The organism is Cedecea davisae DSM 4568, from assembly GCF_000412335.2.
Lineage (GTDB): Bacteria > Pseudomonadota > Gammaproteobacteria > Enterobacterales > Enterobacteriaceae > Cedecea > Cedecea davisae.
This window is the reverse complement of record NZ_KE161030.1, coordinates 468,111-490,907: the sequence shown is the minus strand read 5'-3', so window position 1 is coordinate 490,907 and position 22,797 is coordinate 468,111. Positions and strand designations below refer to the sequence as shown.

Annotated in this window: 20 protein-coding genes; 7 read left to right on the top strand and 13 right to left on the bottom strand. The window is 53.6% G+C overall.

Annotated features, from left to right (window positions below; genetic code table 11):
• A complete protein-coding gene (gene apaG, locus HMPREF0201_RS02390; RefSeq protein WP_016534858.1) occupies positions 1-378 on the top strand; it encodes a Co2+/Mg2+ efflux protein ApaG in 378 nt (125 codons plus the stop codon).
• A 4-nt stretch (positions 379-382) separates the two neighbouring features.
• Positions 383-1,234 (top strand): bis(5'-nucleosyl)-tetraphosphatase (symmetrical) ApaH, encoded by an 852-nt coding sequence (gene apaH / locus HMPREF0201_RS02385; protein WP_016534857.1) that lies wholly within the window; start codon positions 383-385, stop codon positions 1,232-1,234.
• Between the two features lie 35 nt (positions 1,235-1,269).
• Here the strand turns inward: apaH and folA are convergent, their stop codons facing one another.
• From folA to fixA, 9 genes are all read right to left on the bottom strand, one after another.
• Entirely contained in the window at positions 1,270-1,749 is a 480-nt protein-coding gene (gene folA / locus HMPREF0201_RS02380) for a type 3 dihydrofolate reductase (protein ID WP_016534856.1), read from the bottom strand.
• Between the two features lie 204 nt (positions 1,750-1,953).
• Entirely contained in the window at positions 1,954-3,816 is a 1,863-nt protein-coding gene (gene kefC / locus HMPREF0201_RS02375; RefSeq protein ID WP_039897897.1) for a glutathione-regulated potassium-efflux system protein KefC, read from the bottom strand.
• Entirely contained in the window at positions 3,809-4,369 is a 561-nt protein-coding gene (gene kefF, locus HMPREF0201_RS02370) for a glutathione-regulated potassium-efflux system oxidoreductase KefF (RefSeq protein ID WP_342341888.1), read from the bottom strand. The genes kefC and kefF overlap by 8 nt, the downstream gene beginning before the upstream one ends.
• A 73-nt stretch (positions 4,370-4,442) precedes the next feature.
• Entirely contained in the window at positions 4,443-4,676 is a 234-nt protein-coding gene (locus HMPREF0201_RS02365) for a YgdI/YgdR family lipoprotein (RefSeq protein ID WP_016534852.1), read from the bottom strand.
• A gap of 101 nt (positions 4,677-4,777) precedes the next feature.
• Positions 4,778-6,109, bottom strand: coding sequence for an MFS transporter (locus tag HMPREF0201_RS02360; RefSeq protein ID WP_016534851.1), 1,332 nt, complete (start codon positions 6,107-6,109; stop codon positions 4,778-4,780).
• A 72-nt stretch (positions 6,110-6,181) separates the two neighbouring features.
• Complete coding sequence (gene fixX / locus HMPREF0201_RS02355) at positions 6,182-6,469, bottom strand: ferredoxin-like protein FixX (protein ID WP_016534850.1); 288 nt, start codon at positions 6,467-6,469, stop codon at positions 6,182-6,184.
• A complete protein-coding gene (gene fixC / locus HMPREF0201_RS02350; protein WP_016534849.1) occupies positions 6,466-7,752 on the bottom strand; it encodes an FAD-dependent oxidoreductase FixC in 1,287 nt (428 codons plus the stop codon). The genes fixX and fixC overlap by 4 nt, the downstream gene beginning before the upstream one ends.
• A 20-nt stretch (positions 7,753-7,772) precedes the next feature.
• Positions 7,773-8,714 carry an FAD-binding protein gene (locus HMPREF0201_RS02345; protein WP_016534848.1) on the bottom strand — a complete coding sequence of 314 codons (942 nt, stop codon included), beginning with the start codon at positions 8,712-8,714 and terminating at the stop codon, positions 7,773-7,775.
• Between the two features lie 11 nt (positions 8,715-8,725).
• A complete protein-coding gene (gene fixA, locus HMPREF0201_RS02340) occupies positions 8,726-9,499 on the bottom strand; it encodes a putative electron transfer flavoprotein FixA (protein WP_039897895.1) in 774 nt (257 codons plus the stop codon).
• Between the two features lie 384 nt (positions 9,500-9,883).
• On the opposite strand from fixA, the gene caiT reads away from it, so the two are divergent.
• The 5 genes from caiT (at position 9,884) to caiD (ending at position 16,324) form a co-directional block, all read left to right on the top strand.
• Positions 9,884-11,407, top strand: coding sequence for an L-carnitine/gamma-butyrobetaine antiporter (gene caiT, locus HMPREF0201_RS02335; protein WP_016534845.1), 1,524 nt, complete (start codon positions 9,884-9,886; stop codon positions 11,405-11,407).
• A gap of 25 nt (positions 11,408-11,432) precedes the next feature.
• Positions 11,433-12,575, top strand: coding sequence for a crotonobetainyl-CoA dehydrogenase (gene caiA / locus HMPREF0201_RS02330; RefSeq protein ID WP_016534844.1), 1,143 nt, complete (start codon positions 11,433-11,435; stop codon positions 12,573-12,575).
• Positions 12,576-12,638: 63 nt separating this feature from the next.
• A complete protein-coding gene (gene caiB, locus HMPREF0201_RS02325) occupies positions 12,639-13,880 on the top strand; it encodes an L-carnitine CoA-transferase (RefSeq protein ID WP_039897894.1) in 1,242 nt (413 codons plus the stop codon).
• A gap of 31 nt (positions 13,881-13,911) precedes the next feature.
• Positions 13,912-15,465 carry a crotonobetaine/carnitine-CoA ligase gene (gene caiC, locus HMPREF0201_RS02320; RefSeq protein WP_039897892.1) on the top strand — a complete coding sequence of 518 codons (1,554 nt, stop codon included), beginning with the start codon at positions 13,912-13,914 and terminating at the stop codon, positions 15,463-15,465.
• A gap of 73 nt (positions 15,466-15,538) precedes the next feature.
• Entirely contained in the window at positions 15,539-16,324 is a 786-nt protein-coding gene (caiD, locus tag HMPREF0201_RS02315; RefSeq protein WP_016534841.1) for a crotonobetainyl-CoA hydratase, read from the top strand.
• A 6-nt stretch (positions 16,325-16,330) separates the two neighbouring features.
• On the opposite strand, the gene caiF is transcribed toward caiD, so the two are convergent.
• The 4 genes from caiF to dapB form a co-directional block, all read right to left on the bottom strand.
• Positions 16,331-16,726, bottom strand: a complete 396-nt coding sequence (caiF, locus tag HMPREF0201_RS02310) for a carnitine metabolism transcriptional regulator CaiF (protein WP_016534840.1) — start codon at positions 16,724-16,726, stop codon at positions 16,331-16,333.
• Between the two features lie 154 nt (positions 16,727-16,880).
• Complete coding sequence (gene carB / locus HMPREF0201_RS02305; protein ID WP_016534839.1) at positions 16,881-20,105, bottom strand: carbamoyl-phosphate synthase large subunit; 3,225 nt, start codon at positions 20,103-20,105, stop codon at positions 16,881-16,883.
• Positions 20,106-20,123: 18 nt separating this feature from the next.
• Positions 20,124-21,272, bottom strand: a complete 1,149-nt coding sequence (gene carA, locus HMPREF0201_RS02300) for a glutamine-hydrolyzing carbamoyl-phosphate synthase small subunit (RefSeq protein WP_039899097.1) — start codon at positions 21,270-21,272, stop codon at positions 20,124-20,126.
• A 468-nt stretch (positions 21,273-21,740) separates the two neighbouring features.
• Positions 21,741-22,562, bottom strand: coding sequence for a 4-hydroxy-tetrahydrodipicolinate reductase (gene dapB / locus HMPREF0201_RS02295; protein ID WP_016534836.1), 822 nt, complete (start codon positions 22,560-22,562; stop codon positions 21,741-21,743).
• Between the last annotated feature and the right edge of the window lie 235 nt (positions 22,563-22,797).

The window sequence follows — 22,797 nt, the reverse complement described above, 5'->3', positions numbered from 1 at the left end:
ATGCTTGATTCGCCCCGCGTATGTGTTCAGGTACAAAGCATTTATATTGAGTCGCAGTCTTCTCCGGAAGACGAGCGTTTCGTGTTTGCCTATACCGTCACTATTCGTAATGTGGGGCGAACGCCGGTTCAGCTACTCGGCCGTTACTGGCTTATCACCAACGGTAACGGTCGGGAAACCGAAGTACAGGGCGAAGGCGTGGTCGGCGAGCAACCGCTGATTGAGCCGGGCAATGACTACCAGTACACCAGCGGAGCGGTTATCGAAACGCCGCTCGGCACCATGCAGGGCCATTATGAAATGGTTGATGCTCAGGGTGAGGCCTTCCGGGTCGAAATTCCCGTTTTCCGTTTAGCCATCCCAACATTCATTCACTGATACAATGTCTACATATCTGATAGGCGACGTTCACGGCTGCTACGATGAACTGGTCGCATTGCTACAGCAGGTTAATTTCAAACCTGAAGAAGATACGTTATGGCTGACCGGGGACCTGGTCGCACGTGGCCCTGCCTCGCTGGAAGTCCTGCGCTATGTCCGCAGCCTCGGCGACAGCGTGCGCCTGGTGCTGGGCAATCACGATCTCCATCTGCTGGCGGTTTTTGCCGGCATCAGCCGTAATAAACCCAAAGATCGCGTGACTCCGTTACTGGAAGCGCCGGATGCGGACGAGCTGCTCAACTGGCTGCGTCGCCAGCCGCTAATCCAGGTGGATGAAGACAAAAAGCTGGTGATGGCCCACGCGGGTATTACGCCGCAATGGGACATCAGCACCGCTTTGGCCTGTGCTCGCGACGTGGAGGCCGTGCTCTCGAGCGACAGCTATCCGCTGTTCCTCGACGCCATGTATGGCGATATGCCAAATAACTGGTCCGACTCACTTACCGGTCTCGCTCGTCTGCGTTTTATCACCAACTCGCTCACCCGCATGCGCTACTGCTTCCCGAACGGGCAGTTGGATATGTACTGCAAAGATACGCCGGAGAAAGCACCTTCTCCGCTGAAACCCTGGTTTGCTATCCCGGGTCCTGTTACGGCTGAATATTCCGTTGCGTTTGGCCACTGGGCATCGCTGGAAGGTAAAGGCACACCGGAAGGGATTTATGCCCTGGATACGGGCTGCTGCTGGGGAGGGGATCTCACCTGCCTGCGCTGGGAAGATAAAGCCTGGTTCGTGCAGCCTTCAAACCGCCAGCAGGAAGGGGATGAAGGCCAGGCGGCCGTCGCCTCTTAATAATCAGCCCTCCCCCAGTGGGAGAGGGCTAAGTTCTAGCGGCGTTCCAGAATTTCGAAGCAGTAGCCGTGCGAGTTATTTTCATCGGCATCGTTGAACTCGCTAAAGGTAGACTGCCACTCGTCCGGGCTGTAGTCCGGGAAGTGAGTATCGCCTTCAACTTCTGCATCAATATGGGTCAGATACAGGCGCTGTGCTTTTGGCAGGAATTGTTCGTAAACGCGCCCGCCGCCAATCACCATAATCTCTTCAGCGTCACCGCAGGCTTTAATCGCCTCTTCTATCGAAGTCACCCACTCAACGCGCTCATCGTTACCCGGCTTGCTGCTGATAACAATGTTTTTACGGCCAGGAAGTGGACGACCGATAGACTCCCAGGTCAGGCGCCCCATAACAACCGGCTTGTTTAACGTATTGCGTTTAAACCAGGCCAGGTCGGCAGGTAAATCCCAGGGCATGGCGTTTTCCATGCCGATAACACGATCTACCGCTAAAGCAGCAATCAGACTGATCATTTATATAACCTAAGGGTAAGCAAAAAAATTGCCGCCACTATACGGAAAGCGCAATCTTTCGTCGACAGGGGGCGTGGCCGGTAACGAGAATTTTTTTTATTCTGCTGGGCCAGACACGCCGTCGTTTTCAACAGCAGGATATGGAACAAGGGGTTAGCATGAACCCCCTTTCTTTACAGGGAAAGTAAATATTTTTCAGCAATATTACTCTGCCGGTTTGGCCGGGGGTTCATCCGCCAGTTTGCCGCTATGCAGCCCCTCTTCCGTCCCCTGCCAGCCGTGGCGCTGGATCACATTCAAATGCGCCCGATCTTCGTTGATGACCTCGGTAAGCATGGCGCTATTGCGTTTGAACACGTCGGCCCTGTCGGCCGACATATCGTCAGTCGGCACCATTTCTTCCAGCATTTGCAGGTTGAAGCGACGGAAGTGATCGGCCCTTTCTCTTGCCTCGTACTTTCCTACGCCTAAACCTTCCAGTGCGCGTCGCCCAATCTTCAGAGAGCTTTCAAACGTTTCACGTTCCGGCTGCTCAACGCCAGCCTGACGCAGGCGGATGTAGTGATTAATGTCGCGAGCACGAGCAAGGATTTGCAGGTGTGGAAAATGTTCCTTCGCCAACTCGGTAAGCTGCATATTCGCCTCAGGATCGTCGATGGCGTTAATCAGCACCTCGGCTCCAGCCGCTCCGGCAGACTCCAGTAAATCAACACGAGTGGCATCGCCATAAAACACTTTAGTGCCAAATTTACGCAGCGTTTCAATGTGGTCGGGATCGTGATCCAGGATGACGACATTAACCCCACTGGTCAGTAATAAACGGCCGGCTATCTGCCCGAAGCGGCCGAAACCGGCAATAATCACCCTCGGCTGCTCTTCATCAATTTCGTCGGCCTCTCCCGCCTGCTCGCTTCCCGTCTTCTCAAGCCGGTTCAGCAAAACCAGCAGCAGAGGCGTTGCCGCCATCGACAGGGCAACCGCAAGAGTGAGCGACTTCGCCCAGCTGTCGTCCAGCACCTGCGCCATATGCGCCGCACCGAAGATAACAAAGGCGAACTCACTTCCCTGCCCGAGCAGTACGGCAAACCAGCGGCGCTGCCTGCGTGGAACCTTCAGCGGCTTAGCCACCAGCCAAAGCATCAGCATTTTAATCGCCAGGAAACCGACCAGCAGAGCCAGAATGCGCAACGGATCTTCCAGCAAAGTGCCGAAGTCGATAGACATCCCTACGCCGATAAAGAACAGCCCAAGCAGCAGACCCTTAAACGGTTCGATATCGCTTTCAAGCGCGTGACGATATTCGGAGCTGGCCAGCAGGACACCCGCAAGAAACGCCCCCATCGCCATCGACAACCCGGCTTCTTCAAGCAGCAGGCCGAAGCCGAAGACCAGGAATAGCGCAACGGCACTGAACACTTCACGTAGCCCGGATCGAGCGACAAAACGCAGCGCCGGACGAGTGACGTAGCGGCCCAAAAGCACCACCAGCGCCAGCGCGGCCACAACCTTAAGGGCAGAAATAGAAAAAGCGGCGAAGGTCATCGTGCCGCCGCTGCTGGCCAGCAGCGGGATCATCGCTACCAGCGGGATCGCGGCGATATCCTGGAACAACAGCACCGCAAACGCGCTACGCCCCATCGGCGTAACGGTCAGGTTACGTTCGTTCATCGCCTGCATGGCAATAGCGGTGGAAGAGAGCGCAAGCGTCAGGCCTATCAATACCGCAATCTTCCAGTCCAGCCCCATCACTATACAGAATGCGCCAAGTGCCAGACCGCAGGCCGCCATTTGTAAAAAGCCGCCGCCAAACACCGAAGCACGTAGCGTCCACAATCGTTGAGGATCCAGCTCCAGGCCAATGACAAACAGCATCAGCACGACGCCAATTTCGGCAAAATGCAGAATGCTTTCCGCATCCGTTACCAGCCGTAATCCCCAGGGGCCGATAATACAACCGGCGATCAGATACCCGAGCACGGAGCCAAGACCGAGGCGAACCGCAATCGGAACAATAAGCGCCGCTGACCCCAGATAAATCAGCGCCTGAATCATGCTATGGCTATCCACGGCGAGCCTCCTGCCAGTCCATCAGGCGCTGCTTATATTCATCCGCCTGGCGAGCGAGGGTGAACTCATCGCAAACAAAGGTGAAGTGAATAGCGAAATTTGGCAGCCAGTTCATGCCGCAATAGAGCGCGGTAGCCTGTAGTGGCTGAGCAAGCACGTCAAAACCGGGGTGATCCCCAAGCTCAAAATGCTTCTCGCTGCCGCCGGTGGTCACGGCCCACATCACGTCTTTACCGTGTAGCGCTTTGCCACCCTTGCCGTAGGCCCAGCCATGTGCCAGAACTTTATCTATCCACAATTTCATCAGCGGCGGCGTGCTGTACCACTGCATCGGATGCTGCCAGATAATCAACTCGGCACGGCTAAGCGCCTGCTGTTCGGCGGCAATATCAATATTAAAATCGGGATAAAGGTCGTAGAGGGAGCGAACCTCTACCCCCGGCAGCGTTTTCGCTCGCTCAATCATTTGCCGATTGGCGTGTGAATGCTGGGGATAGGGATGCGCATAAATAATAAGGATCATTGTTAGCCTGTCTTCACTACTGCATTTAATGACAGTGAGTTTAGTCACATAATCGACAGGCTAACAGTCAATATTGCTGAGCGTTCAGCGGGAGATTTCTGAATTAATTGTCCAGCTCGCTCATCTCTTTCACCTGATCCCGGTTGATCTGCTCGGTTTTACCGGTTTCAGCGTTTTTGTAAGAGACCAGGCCAGTATCTTTATCTACCTGCGGTTTCCCGTCGGTAACGATGGTTTTGCCATCGCTGGTTTTAACCGACTGATTGGACGAACAGCCGGCCACGGTCATCAGAGTAGCGGCGGCAAAGAGTGAGGCAAATAGCATATGTTTTTGCATGGTGTTCTCCCAGCATGTTAGTCATTTTCAATTGTGTGCCAATTAACTATAGACTAACTGGCTGACTCTAAAAGCAAATACAGAACACTCCGAAGCGGGGGTCATTCAGCGGGTTTACGTCTCATCGTTATCTTACCCGCCTGCACCAGCGTCAGGCCGCGGGTTTCAGGGGCAAACGCAATCGAGATCATCAGTCCTAAAAACGAAATAGTGGCCCCCATTAACACGACGTTGTTGATGCCATAGCGGATGATAAAAATCGGCAGTGCCCAGGTCGAGACAATCGTCCCGATGCGGCTAATCGACATAATGACCCCCACCGCCGAAGCACGAATATCGGTGGGAAACAGTTCGTTAGGGTAAAGCCATTGCAATATCCCCGGTCCGCCGGAGAAAAAAGCGTAAACAGCAAATGCCGCCACCACCAGGCCAATGCCCAAACCTGGCGCCAGCCCGAGCAACGCCAGCGCCATCGTCATCATCGCAAAACTGCCGATCAGCAAAGGGCGGCGGCCAATGCCGTTTAGCCAGAACATCGCCGGAACACACCCCAGCATGAAAAAGAGGCTAATAGCCACGTTTCCGAGTGCGGCACTCCTCCCTTGTTCCCAGCCGAGCAGCCCGACAATTTGCGGGCCAAAAGTATAAATAGCGAACATTGGGATCACCTGACAGGTCCAGATAGCCGCGACAAACAGCACAAAAGGGAAGTGGCGACGATTAAACAGCTGCAAAAAACGAGTCTGCTGCGGCGGCTCGGCCTCAAAGCAGACCGGCTCACCAAACAGTTTAATCATCATCTCGTTGCACTCTGCCACTCGCCCTTTACGCAGCAGCCAGCGCGGAGACTCGGGCAGATCGAAACGGCCTATCAAAATCATCAGGCAGGGAATGAAGGCGCTCCCGAGCATCCAGCGCCAGCCGCCCTCTATATCGTAAAGGCAGTAGCCCACAAGATTGGCGCAGGTTGCCCCTACGTACCACATGGCGGCGATGAAACCGATCGAAAACGCGCGCTGGCGAGTGTTGGAAAATTCGGCAATCATTGAGGTCGCAATCGGGTAATCCGCGCCAATAACAATCCCAATAAGTACTCGCATAATTAACAACTCGAACGGCGTGGAGACAAACATTGTTGCTATCGATATCAACCCAATGGCGACGATATCAATCAGGAACATTTTGCGCCGCCCGACCCTATCTGAAATATAGCCAAACAGCGTGGTGCCAATAAACAGTCCGGCAAGGGTTGCTGCGCCAAGCAGCCCAATCCATTCGGCATCAAGATGCAACAAAGGCGTCAACTGCTGCAGCGCCACGCCGATGATAACCAGCACATAGCCATCAAGAAACGGCCCGCCGCTTCCCCACAACATAATGCGGCGGTGGATGGAGGAAAATTTAATGTCATCGAAGTTTCTGGGCTGCTGCATGGCGGTTTCCTGTTTCCCCAGGTAAGGCAGAGTGCCGCACTCTCGATAGCTAACGGTGAGAGCGCGGCATAGTCAGCCATAACGGAACATCACGCCAAAGGTACCGCGCGGGTATTCCCACTTATCCAGCACCGTGCCCAGCCCAAGGACCCGGCAGGTGCCGCACTCCAGGCATCCGGCATAATCGAAACGCACGCTACCATCCTCCTGTTTTTTGTATAGCCCGGCCGGGCAGGCAGCAATTAGCCTCTCCAGAGCGTGCTTATCAGGGTTCTTTTTCAGAATGATGTGTGGGTTTTCTTCATCAACATTGAATTTATTGACGCCCAGCTTGAGATCCACGTTAACGGAGGAAGTCATAATACGGTCACTCCTTTCATGCCGTCCTTTATCAGATTGATAAACCCGACTTTCTTGCAGTGGCGTAGAATTTTTTTGCGTATCGGCACCGGCTCACCGCCGTTGACGGTAAATACGTCATGAGCAATACCAACCACCATCTCCGGCCAGGCGCTAAACATTCGTGGATTATCGAGAAAAGCCGGAAGACGCCGATACATGCGCATATCGCGCAGCGGACCGCTTTCCAGATGACGGCGATATTCCTCCAGCCTCTCACGGCTAAAATCGTTGCTCTGCATGGCGGAAAGCACTGTTTTAGCCGCCGCCTCACCGGCCGCGATGGCGAGATCCATACCGCGAAGGGTAAAACCTAAATTCATACACATTCCTGCTGCATCACCGGCTACCAGCACCCCGTTACCTACCAGTTCAGGCAGCATGTTTATCCCGCCTTCAGGCACCAGATGCGCCGCATACTCCAGCAATTTTCCTCCGGCAATCAGCGGAGCGACGGCGGGATGAAGCTTAAAATGCTCCAGCATTTGCGGTAGCGAATTCTCAGCCCCTTTTAGAGCATGCAGGCCGCAGACCAGGCCGAGAGAGAGGGTATTTTTGTTAGTATAAAGAAAGCCTCCCCCCACCAGCCCTGCGGTTGCCGAACCGGCGAATAAACAGGCAGCACCTTCGCCCGGCAACAGCTGGAAACGGTCTTCAATTACCGGGCGAGGCAGCTCGATAAGTTCTTTAAGACCGACAGCAACCTGCCTGGCTTCAATGCGCTTTGCCATGCCCAGCTTTTCTGCCAGCAGCGAGTTAACCCCGTCTGCAAGGATCACAACCTTTGCTTCGATAATCTCGCCCCCGGCCTCCACGCCGACCGCTTTGCCATCTCGCTGGACAACGCTCTCCACGCAGATACCGGTAATAAGCTGAGCACCCGCCTCTTCAGCCTGCTCCATCAGCCAGGGGTCAAATTTGGCGCGCAGAACGGAGTAAGAGAGTTGCGAAGGCACGCCCTCTTCGGCATTGAGGTAGTCCATCGCCATCGCACCTTTTTCAGTCATAAAGGTGAGTCTTTCACGGCTTATCCTGCGCTCAAGCGGAGCACGGCTGGCAAAGCCCGGTATAATGCGCTCCAGGCTGTGGGCGTAAATGCGCCCGCCGGTGACATTTTTCTCTCCAACAGAATTCGCGCGCTCAATCACCAGCACCTGTGCTCCCTGCCGGGCAAGTACCAGCGCAGCAGCAGAACCGGCAGGCCCCGCCCCCACGATGATGGCATCAAAGATATCTTCAGACATAACAACTCCCGGCAGAAAGATCAGCGTGATAGTGCGGCGGTAAGGGCGGGAAGAATTTTCACCGCATCGCCAACGATGCCGCAGTCCGCATGCTGGAAGATCGGCGCGTTTTTATCTTTGTTGATGGCATAAATTGCCTGCGCCCCATTAGCGCCTACCATGTGTTGGATCTGGCCTGAGATCCCTACCGCCAGATACAAATGGGGTTTGATAATCAAATTTGAGATGCCGACATAGCGCTCGTGCTCCATCCACTTTTCGTTTTCCGCCACCGGGCGAGAGCAGGCAAGCTCTGCCCCTATTGCCCGGCACAACGCCTCTGCCAGCGGAATATTCTCTTGACCGCCAATACCGCGCCCCACGCTAACCACCAGTCGAGCCTTATCGAGATTTACGCTGCTTTTCCGGCGAACCTGTGTTTTGCTAAGTGTCACGACTGCCGCTTGTTCCCGCCACTCAACTGTGTGCGTTTCACCGTAGAGAGAATCATCCGGCGGCAGCACCTCAAACGCACCGCTACTCATTGTTACCACGGCAAAGGACGAGAAAACCGTCTCTTCGCCAATCGCCAGTCCGCCGTAGACCCTGTGCTGTAGCACCGCTTTATCATCCTGCCGGGCAACAGAGATGACATCGTTGGATACCGCAGCCCCAAGGCGAAAACCGAGTCGAGCCGCCAGCAGCTTTCCGCGGCGAGTATTGGACAGCAGCACCAAACCACCAGCATCCTGTCGACACAGGGTGGCAACCATGACGTCGGCATAATCCTCCATCATGCGATCGTCCGGCTTGCCGCTCAGATACCAGACGTGGTGGGCTCCCGCACTCAACGCGGTTGCCGCATCAGTCTCATCTAGCACAAAGGCATTAATTTCCTCGCCTAAGCCGCGTGCGCCGCTCATCAGTTCCGGAAGGCGGGAAGGCGTATCGCTAAATACCCAAACGCTGGAAAACTTGCTCATAACATCCCCTCTTAATTAATGATTTTGCGCAGGCTATCGGCAAATGCGGCAATCTGTTCTTCATCATCGCCATCAATAACGATGCCCCGACGCTGGCGCTGTTTTGGAGCGGCAACCCGCTGCACGGAATAAACATCCGTGGCGCTGAAGCCAATATCCGCCGCAGTCAGTACCTGAACCGGTTTTTTCGCCGCACCGAGGATGGCTTTCATGGAGGGGATTGGCGGGAGATTAATATCGCTGGTTACCGCCACAACCGCAGGAAGAGGAATACGCAGAGTCTCAACCTCCTCCTCCAGCTCACGTTCAACAATCAGCGCATCCTGCGTCAGAGAAAGGATTTTGCTGACGCCGTTAATGGCCGGAATATGCAGCGCTTCTCCCATCAACAGGCCGACCTGTTGCGCGCAGAGATCGGAGGAGCCGTCCCCGCAGATAATTAAATTGAAACCAACTTGTTGTGCCGCGGCGGCAAGAGCACCTGCGGTATGGGCAGGAAGCGCCTGTTCAAACTGCTCATCAATCACCAGCACAAGCTCATCCGGGCCGCGAGAGAGAACATCTTTCCGCCCTTTAACGTTAGCCAACGCCCTGCCGCCCACGCTCATAGCAATGACTTGACTCTCTTCCGCCTGCAGCTTTAACCGACAGGCCTCTTCAATAGCGTTCAGGCAGTACTGGCTAATGATGGTCTTAGCTTCGCTAATATCTAATGAGCCATCGGCATTATCGACAGCAATATCCTGTTCGTCAGGCACGCATTTGTAGCAAGTAATTATCTTCATTGCATCTCCAGAAACCATGCGAAAACGTTACCGTTATTGACAGCGTTTAAAGAAATAGCATGAGATTTAATTAAAAAATAAAATAACAATCACCAATATTGAAAACAACACCCGAGAAATTATAAATATCCAATATTGCTTTCAGGATCACCAATACTGAAAATAATGACAAAAAAAACCCAAATAGATGATTACATTGAAGTAATAAATAAAATACAAAAACACAATAGAACTGTGGGCAAGATAACAGAATAAGAAAAAGCGAATCACCATTATGAATTAATGACTGAGACACTAAGAAACTATATTGCTCACAATAAATAACTAACAAAAAACATTGTCCGGGAACAAAAATAAATTTACTTTTTATTCTGGAATGAAAATATGAAAAACAAAGAGAGAAAGACAGGAATTGAACCAAAGGTTTTTTTCCCTCCGCTTATCATCGTCGCCCTACTCTGCTGGTTAACCGTTCGCGATCTTGATGCTGCAAACATCGTCATTAATGCGGTATTCAGCTATGTCACCAACGTCTGGGGGTGGGCATTCGAGTGGTATATGGTGGTGATGCTTTTCGGTTGGTTCTGGCTGGTCTTTGGTCCCTACGCCAAAAAGAGATTAGGTGACGATCCGCCGGAGTTCAGTACCGTCAGTTGGATATTTATGATCTTCGCATCCTGCACCTCTGCCGCCGTATTGTACTGGGGCTCGATTGAGATCTTCTACTATATCTCCACACCTCCGTTTGCCCTGGAGCCTTATTCTAACGGCGCAAAAGAGATAGCCCTCGCCTACAGCCTGTTCCACTGGGGGCCACTGCCGTGGGCTACTTACAGCTTTCTTTCCGTCGCCTTCGGCTACTTCTTCTTTGTTCGCAAGATGAATGTGATTCGCCCAAGTTCAACGCTGGCGCCGTTAGTCGGCGAAAAACACGCTAAAGGCCTTTTCGGCACCATTATCGACAATTTCTATTTGGTGGCGCTAATCTTTGCGATGGGTACCAGCCTTGGCCTGGCAACGCCGCTGGTGACAGAGTGCATGCAATATCTGTTCGGTATTCCGCATACCCTGATGCTCGACGCCATCATTATTACCTGCTGGATAATTCTCAACGCTATCTGCGTGGCCTGCGGCCTGCAAAAAGGGGTGAGGATCGCCAGCGATGTGCGCAGCTACCTGAGCTTTCTGATCCTGGCCTGGGTGTTTATCGTCAGCGGCGCCAGCTTCATCATGAATTACTTTACCGACTCCGTCGGCGCGCTGCTGATGCACCTGCCGCGTATGCTGTTCTACACCGACTCTATCGCCAAAGGCGGTTTCCCGCAGGGCTGGACCGTCTTCTACTGGGCGTGGTGGGTAATTTACGCCATCCAGATGAGTATCTTCCTCGCGCGCATCTCCCGCGGCCGTACCGTGCGTGAATTGTGTTTTGGGATGGTGCTTGGCCTGACCGCCTCAACCTGGATCCTCTGGACCATCCTCGGCAGTAACACCCTGCTGCTGATGGATAAAAACGTCCTCAATATCCCACACCTGGTCGAGCAATATGGCCTGGCGCGCGCAATTATCGAAACCTGGGCCGCGCTGCCGCTGAGCACCGCCACGATGTGGGGCTTCTTTATTCTCTGTTTTATCGCCACCGTCACGCTGATTAACGCCTGCTCTTACACCCTGGCAATGTCTACCTGCCGCGAAATACGCGATGGCGAAGAGCCCCCCTTGCTGGTGCGCATCGGCTGGTCGGTTCTGGTGGGCGTTATCGGCATCGTTTTGCTGGCGCTCGGCGGGCTGAAGCCGATTCAAACCGCAATCATTGCCGGAGGTTGTCCGCTGTTCTTCGTCAATATCATGGTAACGCTGTCCTTTATCAAAGATGCCAAAGTGCACTGGCAAGATAAATCAATTTAAACCCAATATATCAAGAGGCTGAAAGATGGACTTTCACTTAAATGACGAACAGGAACTGTTTGTCGCCGGCATTCGCGAACTGATGGCCAGCGAGAACTGGGAGGCTTATTTTGCCGAATGCGATCGCGACAGCGTCTACCCTGAACGTTTTGTCAAAACATTGGCAGATATGGGCATAGACGGCCTGCTGCTTCCGGAGAAGCACGGCGGCCTTGATGCAGGGTTCGTCACCCTTGCCGCCATCTGGATGGAACTGGGGCGCCTGGGCGCGCCAACCTACGTGCTGTATCAGCTACCGGGCGGCTTTAATACCGTGCTTCGCGAAGGTTCGCCGGAGCAAATCGACAAGATTATGGCATTTCGGGGCACCGGCAAGCAGATGTGGAACTCTGCCATTATCGAACCGGGCGCCGGGTCAGATGTCGGTAGTCTGAAAACCACCTATACCCGCAAAAATAACAAGGTTTACCTTAACGGCAGCAAGTGCTTCATCACCAGCAGCGCCCACGTTCCCTATATCGTAGTGATGGCGAGAGACGCCTCCTCTCCGGACGCCCCCGTCTATACCGAATGGTTTGTTGATATGAACAAAACCGGTATCCAGGTCAACAAGCTGGAAAAACTCGGCCTGCGCATGGACAGCTGCTGCGAGATTAACTTTGATGACCTCGAACTGGACGAAAAAGACATGTTTGGCCGCGAGGGAAACGGATTTAACCGCGTTAAAGAAGAATTTGACCACGAGCGCTTCCTGGTCGCGTTGACTAACTACGGTACCGCGATGTGCGCATTTGAAGATGCCGCCCGCTATGCCAACCAGCGCGTGCAGTTTGGTGAAACGATCGGCCGCTTCCAGCTAATTCAGGAAAAATTCGCACATATGGCCATCAAACTAAGCTCGATGAAAAACATGCTGCTGGAAACTGCGTGGAAAAGCGATAACGGTACGATTACCTCTGGCGATGCCGCAATGTGCAAATATTTCTGCGCCAATGCTGCGTTTGCGGTGGTGGACAGCGCCATGCAGGTGCTCGGCGGGGCGGGTATTGCGGGCAACCATCGCATCACACGCTTCTGGCGCGACCTGCGCGTTGACCGCATTTCAGGAGGCTCCGATGAAATGCAGATCCTGACTCTGGGTCGCGCCGTGCTGAAGCAGTATCGCTAAGCCGCCGAATGTAGCTTTATCGCCGTTGATGCGGCTACTGACACGCACAACAGGAGATCTTCAATGAACGATCGTCTATCTATGCCCGCCTTTGGGCCACTTTCCGGGCTACGAGTAGTGTTCTCAGGTATCGAAATTGCCGGGCCGTTTGCCGGGCAGATGTTTGCTGAATGGGGCGCAGAAGTTATCTGGATCGAAAATGTAGCCAGCGGCGATACTATTCGCGTCCAGCCCAACTATCCGCAGCTCTCGCGCCGTAATCTGCACGCCCTCTCCCTGAATATTTTTAAAGAAGAAGGCCGTGAAGCTTTTCTGAAGTTGATGGAAACCACCGATATTTTTATCGAAGCCAGCAAAGGTCCGGCGTTTGCTCGCCGCGGTATAACTGACCAGTTGCTCTGGCAGCATAACCCGAAGCTGGTGATTGCCCATCTTTCGGGCTTTGGCCAGTACGGCAGTGAGGAATACACCAACCTCGCGGCCTATAACACCATCGCTCAGGCCTTCAGCGGTTACCTTATTCAGAACGGCGATGTTGACCAGCCCATGCCCGCCTTTCCCTACACCGCAGACTATTTTTCCGGCATGACTGCCACCAGTGCCGCGCTGGCCGCGCTTTATAAGGTGCGCGAAACCGGCAAAGGCGAAAGCATTGATGTTGCAATGTATGAAGTGATGCTGCGCATGGGTCAATACTTCATGATGGACTACTTCAACGGCGGCGAAATTTGCCCGCGCATGACCAGGGGCAAAGATCCCTACTACGCAGGCTGCGGACTTTATAAGTGTGCCGACGGCTATATCGTGATGGAGCTGGTCGGTGCTGGTCAAATTACCGAAAACTTTAAAGATATCGGCCTGGCTCACCTTATCGGCACGCCGGAAGTGCCGGAGGGCACGCAGCTGATTCACCGCGTCGAGTGCCCTTATGGGCCACTAGTGGAAGAAAAATTAGATAAATGGCTGGCGGCCCGCACCATCAACGAGGTCCAGGCACGCTTTGCCGAACTGAAAATTGCCTGCGCAAAAGTGCTGACTGTTCCCGAGCTCGAAGGCAATCCGCAGTATCTCGCTCGCGAATCTATTACGCAGTGGCAAACGCTGGACGGCCGCACATACAAAGGCCCTAACGTCATGCCAAAATTCAAAAATCACCCGGGAAAAATCTGGCGCGGTATGCCTTCCCAGGGTATGGACACCGCCGCCATCCTTAAAAACATCGGCTACAGCACGGCAGATATCGAAGCGCTGGTCAGCAAGGGGCTGGCCAAAATTGAGGATGAGCAAAGCGGTTCATTCGCCTGACGCGCTCGAAAGAAAACACGGACGGAACGTAATGGATATCGTTGGCGAACAAAACCTGGGCCAGATGTGGGATGACCTGGCCGAGGTTTACGGGAATAAAACGGCGCTCATTTTTGAATCCTCTGCGGGCGAGGTTCGGCAGTATAGCTATGCCAGCCTGAATGCTGAGATCAATCGTACGGCAAACCTGTTTCACGCCCTGGGTATTCGTAAAGGCGATAAGGTTGCTCTGCACCTGGACAACTGCCCGGAGTTTATTTTTTGCTGGTTTGGACTGGCAAAAATGGGGGCCATTATGGTGCCGATTAACGCTCGCCTGCTGCGTGAAGAAAGCGCGTGGATCCTGCAAAACAGCGGCGCGAGCCTGCTGGTTACCGCCCCACAATTTTATTCTATATACCGCCAGACCCTACGGGACGAGGCTTCACCGCTGGATCATATTTGCCTGATCGGCGAACAGGCAACGGCGAGTGAAGACGTTAGCCTGTTTACGGCATTAAAAAACCGCCAGTCGGCGGTGCCTGAGTATACGCCCTGGTTGTGCTCGGACGATCCGGCGGAAATTCTGTTTACCTCCGGCACCACCTCGAGACCAAAGGGCGTGGTCATTACCCATTACAACCTGCGCTTCGCGGGGTATTACTCCTCCTGGCAGTGCGGCCTGCGGGAAGATGACATCTATCTGACCACCATGCCCGCTTTCCACATTGACTGCCAGTGCACGGCGGCAATAGCGGCATTCTCGGCCGGAGCCACCTTCGTGCTGCTGGAGAAATACAGCGCTCGAGCCTTCTGGAGCCAGGTACGTCGTTACCAGGCTACGGTGACAGAATGCATCCCGATGATGATAAAAACGTTGATGGCTCAGCCCCCGACCCCGCAAGACAGCCAGCACAGCCTGCGCGAAGTGATGTTCTACCTCAATCTACCCGAGCAGGGAAAAGACGCATTTGTTGAGCGGTTCGGCGTCAGGTTGCTGACCTCATACGGAATGACGGAGACAATTGTCGGCGTTATTGGCGATCGCCCGGGCGATAAGCGGCGCTGGCCGTCTATTGGCCGCCCGGGATTTTGCTATGAAGCCGATATTCGGGACGATCAAAACCGCTCTTTAGCGGCGGGCAAAACCGGCGAAATTTGCATTAAGGGCGTGCCGGGCAAAACCATTTTCAAGGAGTATTACGCCCGTCCGGATGCCACGGCCAAAGCGTTCGACCCCGGCGGCTGGCTTCACACCGGTGACTCCGGCTACCGTGACAAAGACGGTTTTTTTTATTTTGTCGACCGGCGCTGCAATATGATCAAACGCGGCGGGGAAAACGTCTCCTGCGTAGAGCTGGAAAATATTATTGCTCTTCATCCAAAAATTCAGGAAGTGGTCGTTATTGGAACCAAAGACTCTATTCGTGACGAGGCAATTAAAGCCTTTGTCGTGCTAAATGAAGGGGAAACGCTGGGCGAAAATGAGTTTTTTAGTTTCTGCGAAAGGAATATGGCGAAATTCAAGGTTCCTTCATTTCTGGAGATAACATCAGACCTCCCCCGCAACTGCTCGGGGAAGATCATTAAAAAACATCTGAAATAAAACATACGGCGGGCAAATGTTTCCCGCCAAATAGCCATACCGTGAAGAATATTTATAACACCGGAGAAAAGATATGAGCACATCATTACATCTGATCCGCAACGGCCCGATTCTTGAAATCACCTTAGACAGACCCAAGGCCAATGCCATAGACGCCTGTACCAGCTTTGAAATGGGTGAGGTTTTTGTTAATTTCCGCGATGATCCGCAGCTGCGCGTGGCGATAATTACCGGTGCCGGGGAGAAATTTTTTTCCGCCGGATGGGACTTAAAAGCCGCGGCGGAAGGTGAAGCGCCAGATGCTGATTTTGGCCCCGGAGGGTTCGCCGGGCTAACCGAAATGTTTGACCTCGATAAACCGGTGATTGCGGCGGTCAACGGCTACGCCTTTGGCGGCGGGTTCGAGCTGGCGCTGGCGGCTGATTTTATCATCTGTGCAGAAAATGCCTGCTTTGCGCTGCCGGAAGCCCTGCTCGGGATAGTGCCGGACAGCGGCGGCGTACTCCGCCTGCCCAAACTGCTGCCCAGGGCCGTCGTCAATGAACTGATTATGACCGGCAGGCGCATGGATGCAGAAGAAGCGCTACGTTGGGGCATTATCAATCGCGTTGTCGCCGGGGAGGAACTGCTGAACAGCGCCCGTGAACTGGCACAGCAACTGATACACAGCGCGCCGCTGGCTATCGCCGCACTCAAAGAGATTTGCCGCACTACCGGCGAGATGACGGTTGAGGAAGGTTATCGTTACATCCGCAGCGGCGCGTTAAAACATTATCCCGCCGTGCTGCATTCTGAAGATGCTATCGAAGGACCTCAGGCGTTTGCTGAAAAACGAGAGCCGGTATGGAAAGGCCGCTAACAGCGCTTAACGGCGCATGCTTTTTGACAGCATTATCTTCCATTTCTGCTCGCGATTAAGTTCCTCGGGAGGCACCGCGGCTACAGGCGGTGCTTTTTTAGTTTTGAACATTTTATCCTGGATACTGTATCCGGCACGCAGATAAATTCTTTCGTCAATATGCGTCACTCTTACCAGCCGATGGCACTGGCATCCTCGCCCCTCAATTTTGTTAGGAATGATTCTGGTTTCACAGCTTATTTCTTTCACTTGCGCGAGGATATAAGAGACTGTATTAATCGCCTTGCAGTAATCCATATTAAATTGCTTTGCGATCTCTTTAGCGCTTACCCAACGGTTTTCCGCCATCACCCATTCTGAAATTAACAAATAAAGCGGCTTTTCAACATATTCGTCACACATAAGTTCACCTCTTATAAATTAAAAGTTCTGCCGCACTCTGTCAGAAATAGACAAAGTCAGGCTATATTAAAATTGGATATAAGGGAGATGGTATGCGAGTGGGGTATTAATTAGTGTGAGAGGGAGCACAGAAGGCTCCCTCCCGGTTAACAAGTTACTTCTTAATCTGAGCGTGCATTTCCTGTACCGAAATTACTTTTTCGGTCGCATCGGCATTCAGCGCCATTGCGGTGGCAAAGCCGCCGTTCAGGGTGGTGTCGTAATGCACCTTGTATTGCAGAGCACTGCGGCGGATGAGTTTGGAATCCTCAATCGCCTGGCGGCCAGCGGTGGTGTTGATGATGTAGGTGTACTCGCCATTCTTGATACGGTCCTGAATGTGAGGGCGACCTTCATGCACCTTGTTCACCAGGCGCGGGTTGATCCCGGCTTCGCCCAGAACGATGGCCGTGCCGTGGGTTGCATCCAGCTCAAAGCCCTGTTTAAGCAGCTTAGCGGCCAGGTCTACCACGCGCTCTTTATCCCCTTCGCGTACCGAAAGCAGCGCGCGTCCTGGTTTACGCATCGTGGACTGGCTACCCAGCATTGCTTTAGAGAACGCCTCTGCGAAAGTACGGCCCACGCCCATCACTTCCCCGGTAGAGCGCATTTCAGGCCCTAACAGCGGGTCAACGCCCGGGAATTTGTTGAACGGCAGCACCACTTCTTTCACCGAGTAGTACGGCGGAATCGTTTCTTTGGTCATACCCTGCTCGACCAGCGTTTTGCCGGTCATTACGCGGGCGGCCACTTTCGCCAGCGGTACGCCGGTCGCCTTGGAGACAAACGGTACGGTACGTGCCGCACGTGGGTTCACCTCAATCAGATAAACTTCGTTGTCCTTCACCGCAAACTGCACGTTCATCAGGCCGCGCACCTGTAGTTCGAAGGCTAACTTCTGTACCTGCTGACGCATCACATCCTGAATTTCCTGGCTCAGCGTATAGGCTGGCAGAGAACAGGCGGAGTCGCCGGAGTGAACGCCTGCCTGCTCGATATGCTCCATGATGCCGCCAATCAGCACGGTCTCGCCGTCGCAGATTGCATCAACATCCACTTCAACCGCATCGTCAAGGAAGCGGTCAAGAAGCACCGGCGCGTCGTTGGAGACGCTAACCGCGGTCTGGAAGTAGCGGCGTAAATCCACCTCGTCATAGACGATTTCCATTGCGCGGCCACCAAGGACATAAGAAGGGCGAACCACCAGCGGGTAACCAATCTGAACCGCTTTCTCAACGGCCTGCTCAATAGCGGTCACGGTGGCGTTAGCCGGCTGTTTCAGCTTCAGGCGCTCAACCGCATGCTGGAAGCGCTCGCGGTCTTCGGCACGGTCGATAGCATCCGGGCTGGTACCTATAACCGGTACGCCGGCGGCTTCCAGCGCACGCGCAAGTTTCAGCGGAGTCTGGCCGCCGTACTGGACGATAACGCCTTTTGGCTTCTCAACGCGGACGATTTCCAGCACGTCTTCGAAGGTAACCGGCTCGAAGTAGAGACGGTCGGAAGTGTCGTAGTCGGTGGAGACGGTTTCCGGGTTGCAGTTAACCATGATGGTTTCGTAACCATCTTCGCGCAGCGCCAGCGAGGCGTGTACGCAGCAGTAGTCAAACTCAATGCCCTGGCCGATACGGTTCGGCCCGCCGCCCAGCACCATGATTTTGTCACGGTCGTTGTTCGGGTTTGCTTCGCACTCATCTTCATATGTGGAGTACATATAAGCGGTGTCGGTAGCAAATTCAGCGGCGCAGGTATCTACGCGCTTGTAGACCGGGTGGAGGCCATATTGCTCGCGCAGTTTACGGATTTCCGCTTCACGCACGCCGGCCAGTTTAGCCAGGCGCGCATCGGCAAAGCCTTTACGCTTCAGCATACGCAGGAAGTCGTGGTTCAGGCCGGTAATACCGATTTCCGCTACCTGCTCTTCCAGGCGAACCAGCTCTTCAATCTGCACCAGGAACCAGCGGTCGATGTTGGTCAGGTTGAACACGCCGTCAACGGAGAGACCCGCGCGGAAGGCGTCAGCCACGTACCAGATACGCTCCGCGCCAGCATCTTTCAGCTCGCGGCGGATTTTGGTCAGCGCTTCCGGGTCATCAAGGTTAACTTTCGGGTCAAAACCGGTAGCGCCCACTTCCAGACCGCGCAGCGCTTTCTGCAGCGACTCCTGCTGGGTCCGGCCAATCGCCATGACTTCACCCACGGATTTCATCTGGGTGGTCAGACGGTCGTTAGCACCGGCGAATTTCTCGAAGTTAAAGCGAGGAATTTTAGTCACAACGTAGTCGATGGACGGCTCGAACGAAGCCGGAGTGCGGCCGCCGGTGATGTCATTCATCAGCTCATCGAGGGTGTAACCCACCGCCAGTTTCGCCGCCACTTTAGCAATCGGGAAACCGGTTGCTTTAGAAGCCAGCGCCGAGGAGCGGGATACGCGCGGGTTCATCTCGATGATAATCAGGCGGCCAGTTTTTGGGTTAACCGAGAACTGCACGTTGGAGCCGCCGGTTTCCACACCGATTTCACGCAGGACCGCCATCGAGGCGTTACGCATGATTTGGTATTCTTTGTCGGTCAGGGTCTGAGCCGGAGCAACGGTGATGGAGTCGCCGGTGTGGATGCCCATCGGGTCTAAGTTTTCGATAGAGCAGACGATGATGCAGTTGTCGTTTTTATCGCGAACCACTTCCATCTCGTACTCTTTCCAGCCAATCAGCGACTCGTCAATCAGCAGCTCTTTGGTTGGGGAAAGATCCAGACCGCGTTCGCAAATCTCTTCGAACTCTTCGCGGTTATAGGCGATACCGCCGCCGGTGCCGCCCATGGTAAAGGAAGGACGGATGATGCACGGATAGCCCACGTCGGCGGCAACCGCCAGCGCTTCTTCCATATTGTGCGCAATACCGGAGCGAGCGGTGTCGAGGCCGATTTTTTTCATCGCGATGTCGAAACGACGGCGGTCTTCGGCTTTATCGATAGCATCAGCTGTGGCGCCAATCATGGTGACGCCAAATTCTTCCAGCACGCCCTGACGCTCGAGTTCCAGCGCGCAGTTCAGCGCAGTCTGGCCGCCCATCGTAGGCAGCACCGCGTCCGGGCGCTCTTTCTCAATGATTTTGCGAACCACTTCCCAATGAATCGGCTCGATATAGGTCGCATCGGCCATTTCAGGGTCAGTCATGATGGTGGCCGGGTTAGAGTTCACCAGGATAACGCGGTAGCCCTCTTCACGCAGCGCTTTACACGCCTGAGCACCGGAGTAGTCGAACTCACACGCCTGGCCGATAACAATCGGGCCAGCGCCGAGGATCAGGATGCTTTTTATATCTGTACGTTTTGGCATTTTCTTTAGCTCCTGATTTTATTTGGCGGTCGAACGGTATTGCTTAATCAAATCGATAAAGTGGTCAAACAGCGGCGCGGCATCGTGCGGCCCCGGGCTTGCTTCAGGGTGCCCCTGGAAGCTAAACGCGGCTTTATCGGTGCGATGGATGCCCTGCAGGGTGCCGTCGAACAGCGATTTATGGGTCACACGCAGGTTGGCAGGCAGCGTGGTTTCGTCAACCGCAAAACCGTGGTTTTGAGCGGTTATCATCACGCAGTCTTTATCCAGGTCTTTTACCGGATGGTTGCCGCCGTGGTGACCAAACTTCATTTTCACGGTGTTTGCGCCGCTCGCCAGCGCCAGCAGTTGGTGACCGAGGCAGATGCCGAACACAGGAATATCGGTTTCCAGGAAAGATTTAATCGCGCTGATAGCGTAATCACACGGTGCCGGGTCGCCGGGACCGTTGGAAAGGAAGATACCGTCAGGATTCATCTTCAGCACTTCTTCAGCTGGCGTTTGCGCAGGAACAACAGTCAGGCGGCAGCCTCTGTCTACCAGCATGCGCAGGATATTGCGCTTTGCGCCGTAATCGTAAGCCACAACGTGGAACGGCAAATCTTCTGCTTTTGCGGCTTCCGGCAGGTCGTGCTCCAGCGTCCAGCTCCCCTGCTGCCAGGCGTAAGCTTCTTTAGTCGTGACTTCTTTTGCCAGATCCATACCGTTCAGGCCCGGGAAGGCTTTTGCCTTTTCCAGCGCCAGCGCCGCATCAACGTTATCACCAGCAATAATGCAGCCATTCTGTGCGCCTTTCTCACGCAGCAGGCGGGTCAGTTTGCGGGTATCAATATCGGCAATCGCCACGATGTTATGGCGCTTAAGGTAAGAAGAAAGGTCTTCGGTGCTGCGGAAGTTGCTGGCAATCAGCGGCAGGTCACGGATGACGAGGCCTTGCGCATGTACCTGGGAGGATTCTTCATCGGCTTCATTGGTGCCGACATTACCGATATGAGGATAAGTAAGAGTGACTATCTGGCGGGAGTAAGAAGGATCAGTGAGGATTTCTTGATAACCGGTCAATGAGGTATTGAAAACGACTTCACCCACTGCCGTACCCGATGCCCCAATGGCCCGACCGTGGAATTGGGTTCCGTCTTCCAGAACCAACAGCGCTGACTTAATCAAAACGTCCTCCAGGGAATAAACATTCAATTTATTCGCATATTAATTCAAAACCAGTTCCTGAATCAAATGCAAAAGCGTCTGCCTTTCGGATTTTTGGCAAACGGCGGCATTCTAGGGACTGGCTGGGCAAAAGTCTACCTTATCGCGAAGTTTTTCTGTGTATTTTAGCGCTCAGAGCAAAAAGATCTGATTTGAAGGTCAAAATAGCCAGCTAACAAAGGAAAAGTAATCGGTTGCTGACCATGAATAGTGGGAAAGTGGTCGTAACAGCGTAAAAAAGTAGACCAAATGGTCAAAATTAACAACACCACAACACAAAAATGAACGATAAGTTGTTTTTATAAGGTTCTAAAGTGAAAATTAAAATCAAACCCATTAAATCAAGACAATAAAAAAGGGCAATAACATATTGCCCTGACAATCAATAGATTACGATTGAAACAACCACATCACTAAGGATAAGTTAAATTACAAACTGTTGAGATCGAGCACATCTCTCATATCAAAAAGACCATTTTTTCTGGACTTTAACCATAATGCAGAACGAACTGCACCATTAGCAAAAGTCATCCGGCTGGACGCCTTATGGGTAATTTCAATACGCTCTCCGATATCGGCGAACATCGCGGTATGCTCACCCACAATGTCACCCGCACGTACCGTAGCAAAGCCAATGGTTCCAGGCACACGTTCGCCTGTATAGCCTTCGCGAGAATAAACCGCGCACTGCTTCAGATCTTTGTCCATCGCCTGAGCAATAGCTTCGCCCATTGCCAGCGCCGTGCCGGATGGAGCATCAACTTTGTGGCGGTGGTGGGCCTCAATAATTTCGATGTCGGTATAATCGCCCATCACTTTGGCCGCCTTCTCCAGCAGCTTCAGCATCACATTTACGCCAACGCTGAAATTGGCCGCGAAGACGATAGGGATCTCGCGAGAAGCATCGTGGATTGCCTGCTTACCGGCCTCATCAAAACCGGTAGTCCCGATAACCATGCCTTTGCCGTGTTTGAGGCAGAACGCCAGATGGGCAAGCGTGCCTTCCGGGCGGGTGAAGTCGATAAAGACATCAAAATCGTTCACTACCGCGTCCAGACTATCGCTGACCAGCACGCCCGTTTTTGCCACTCCGGCCAGTTCACCCGCATCGCTGCCGAGCAGAGAAGAGCCAGGACGTTCCAGGGCGGCACCAAGCTCCACGCCGTCCAGCTGCAAAGTGGCCTGAATAAGCTGGCGTCCCATGCGCCCACCAGCTCCCGCAATGGCTACGCGAATTTGTGCATCATGCATATCTTTACTCTTTGGTTAAATAATTCGTAGAAAACGTTCTCAGGTTAACCAGCCCGGTGTCGGGCCGCCAGCCGAAAACAGCGATAATTAGAATTTACTGTCATGACGCGGCAGTTATCAATATCAGCCATAAAAACCCTTCTTTTACCAGGCTTAAATCAAGCCCGGCAAAACGGCTCCCGCTGCCCCGGTTATTTCCCCAAGAGTAATAGAATTCGCGCTAAAAAGGTGCACT

What these genes read in the sequence shown, in the direction of transcription:
- apaG (WP_016534858.1), top strand. Translation starts at nt 1, where the DNA reads ATGCTTGATTCGCCCCGCGTATGTGTTCAGGTACAAAGCATTTATATT.
- apaH (WP_016534857.1), top strand. Translation starts at nt 383, where the DNA reads ATGTCTACATATCTGATAGGCGACGTTCACGGCTGCTACGATGAACTG.
- folA (WP_016534856.1), bottom strand. Translation starts at nt 1,749, where the DNA reads ATGATCAGTCTGATTGCTGCTTTAGCGGTAGATCGTGTTATCGGCATG.
- HMPREF0201_RS02365 (WP_016534852.1), bottom strand. Translation starts at nt 4,676, where the DNA reads ATGCAAAAACATATGCTATTTGCCTCACTCTTTGCCGCCGCTACTCTG.
- HMPREF0201_RS02360 (WP_016534851.1), bottom strand. Translation starts at nt 6,109, where the DNA reads ATGCAGCAGCCCAGAAACTTCGATGACATTAAATTTTCCTCCATCCAC.
- fixX (WP_016534850.1), bottom strand. Translation starts at nt 6,469, where the DNA reads ATGACTTCCTCCGTTAACGTGGATCTCAAGCTGGGCGTCAATAAATTC.
- fixC (WP_016534849.1), bottom strand. Translation starts at nt 7,752, where the DNA reads ATGTCTGAAGATATCTTTGATGCCATCATCGTGGGGGCGGGGCCTGCC.
- HMPREF0201_RS02345 (WP_016534848.1), bottom strand. Translation starts at nt 8,714, where the DNA reads ATGAGCAAGTTTTCCAGCGTTTGGGTATTTAGCGATACGCCTTCCCGC.
- fixA (WP_039897895.1), bottom strand. Translation starts at nt 9,499, where the DNA reads ATGAAGATAATTACTTGCTACAAATGCGTGCCTGACGAACAGGATATT.
- caiT (WP_016534845.1), top strand. Translation starts at nt 9,884, where the DNA reads ATGAAAAACAAAGAGAGAAAGACAGGAATTGAACCAAAGGTTTTTTTC.
- caiA (WP_016534844.1), top strand. Translation starts at nt 11,433, where the DNA reads ATGGACTTTCACTTAAATGACGAACAGGAACTGTTTGTCGCCGGCATT.
- caiB (WP_039897894.1), top strand. Translation starts at nt 12,639, where the DNA reads ATGAACGATCGTCTATCTATGCCCGCCTTTGGGCCACTTTCCGGGCTA.
- caiC (WP_039897892.1), top strand. Translation starts at nt 13,912, where the DNA reads ATGGATATCGTTGGCGAACAAAACCTGGGCCAGATGTGGGATGACCTG.
- caiD (WP_016534841.1), top strand. Translation starts at nt 15,539, where the DNA reads ATGAGCACATCATTACATCTGATCCGCAACGGCCCGATTCTTGAAATC.
- caiF (WP_016534840.1), bottom strand. Translation starts at nt 16,726, where the DNA reads ATGTGTGACGAATATGTTGAAAAGCCGCTTTATTTGTTAATTTCAGAA.
- carB (WP_016534839.1), bottom strand. Translation starts at nt 20,105, where the DNA reads ATGCCAAAACGTACAGATATAAAAAGCATCCTGATCCTCGGCGCTGGC.
- dapB (WP_016534836.1), bottom strand. Translation starts at nt 22,562, where the DNA reads ATGCATGATGCACAAATTCGCGTAGCCATTGCGGGAGCTGGTGGGCGC.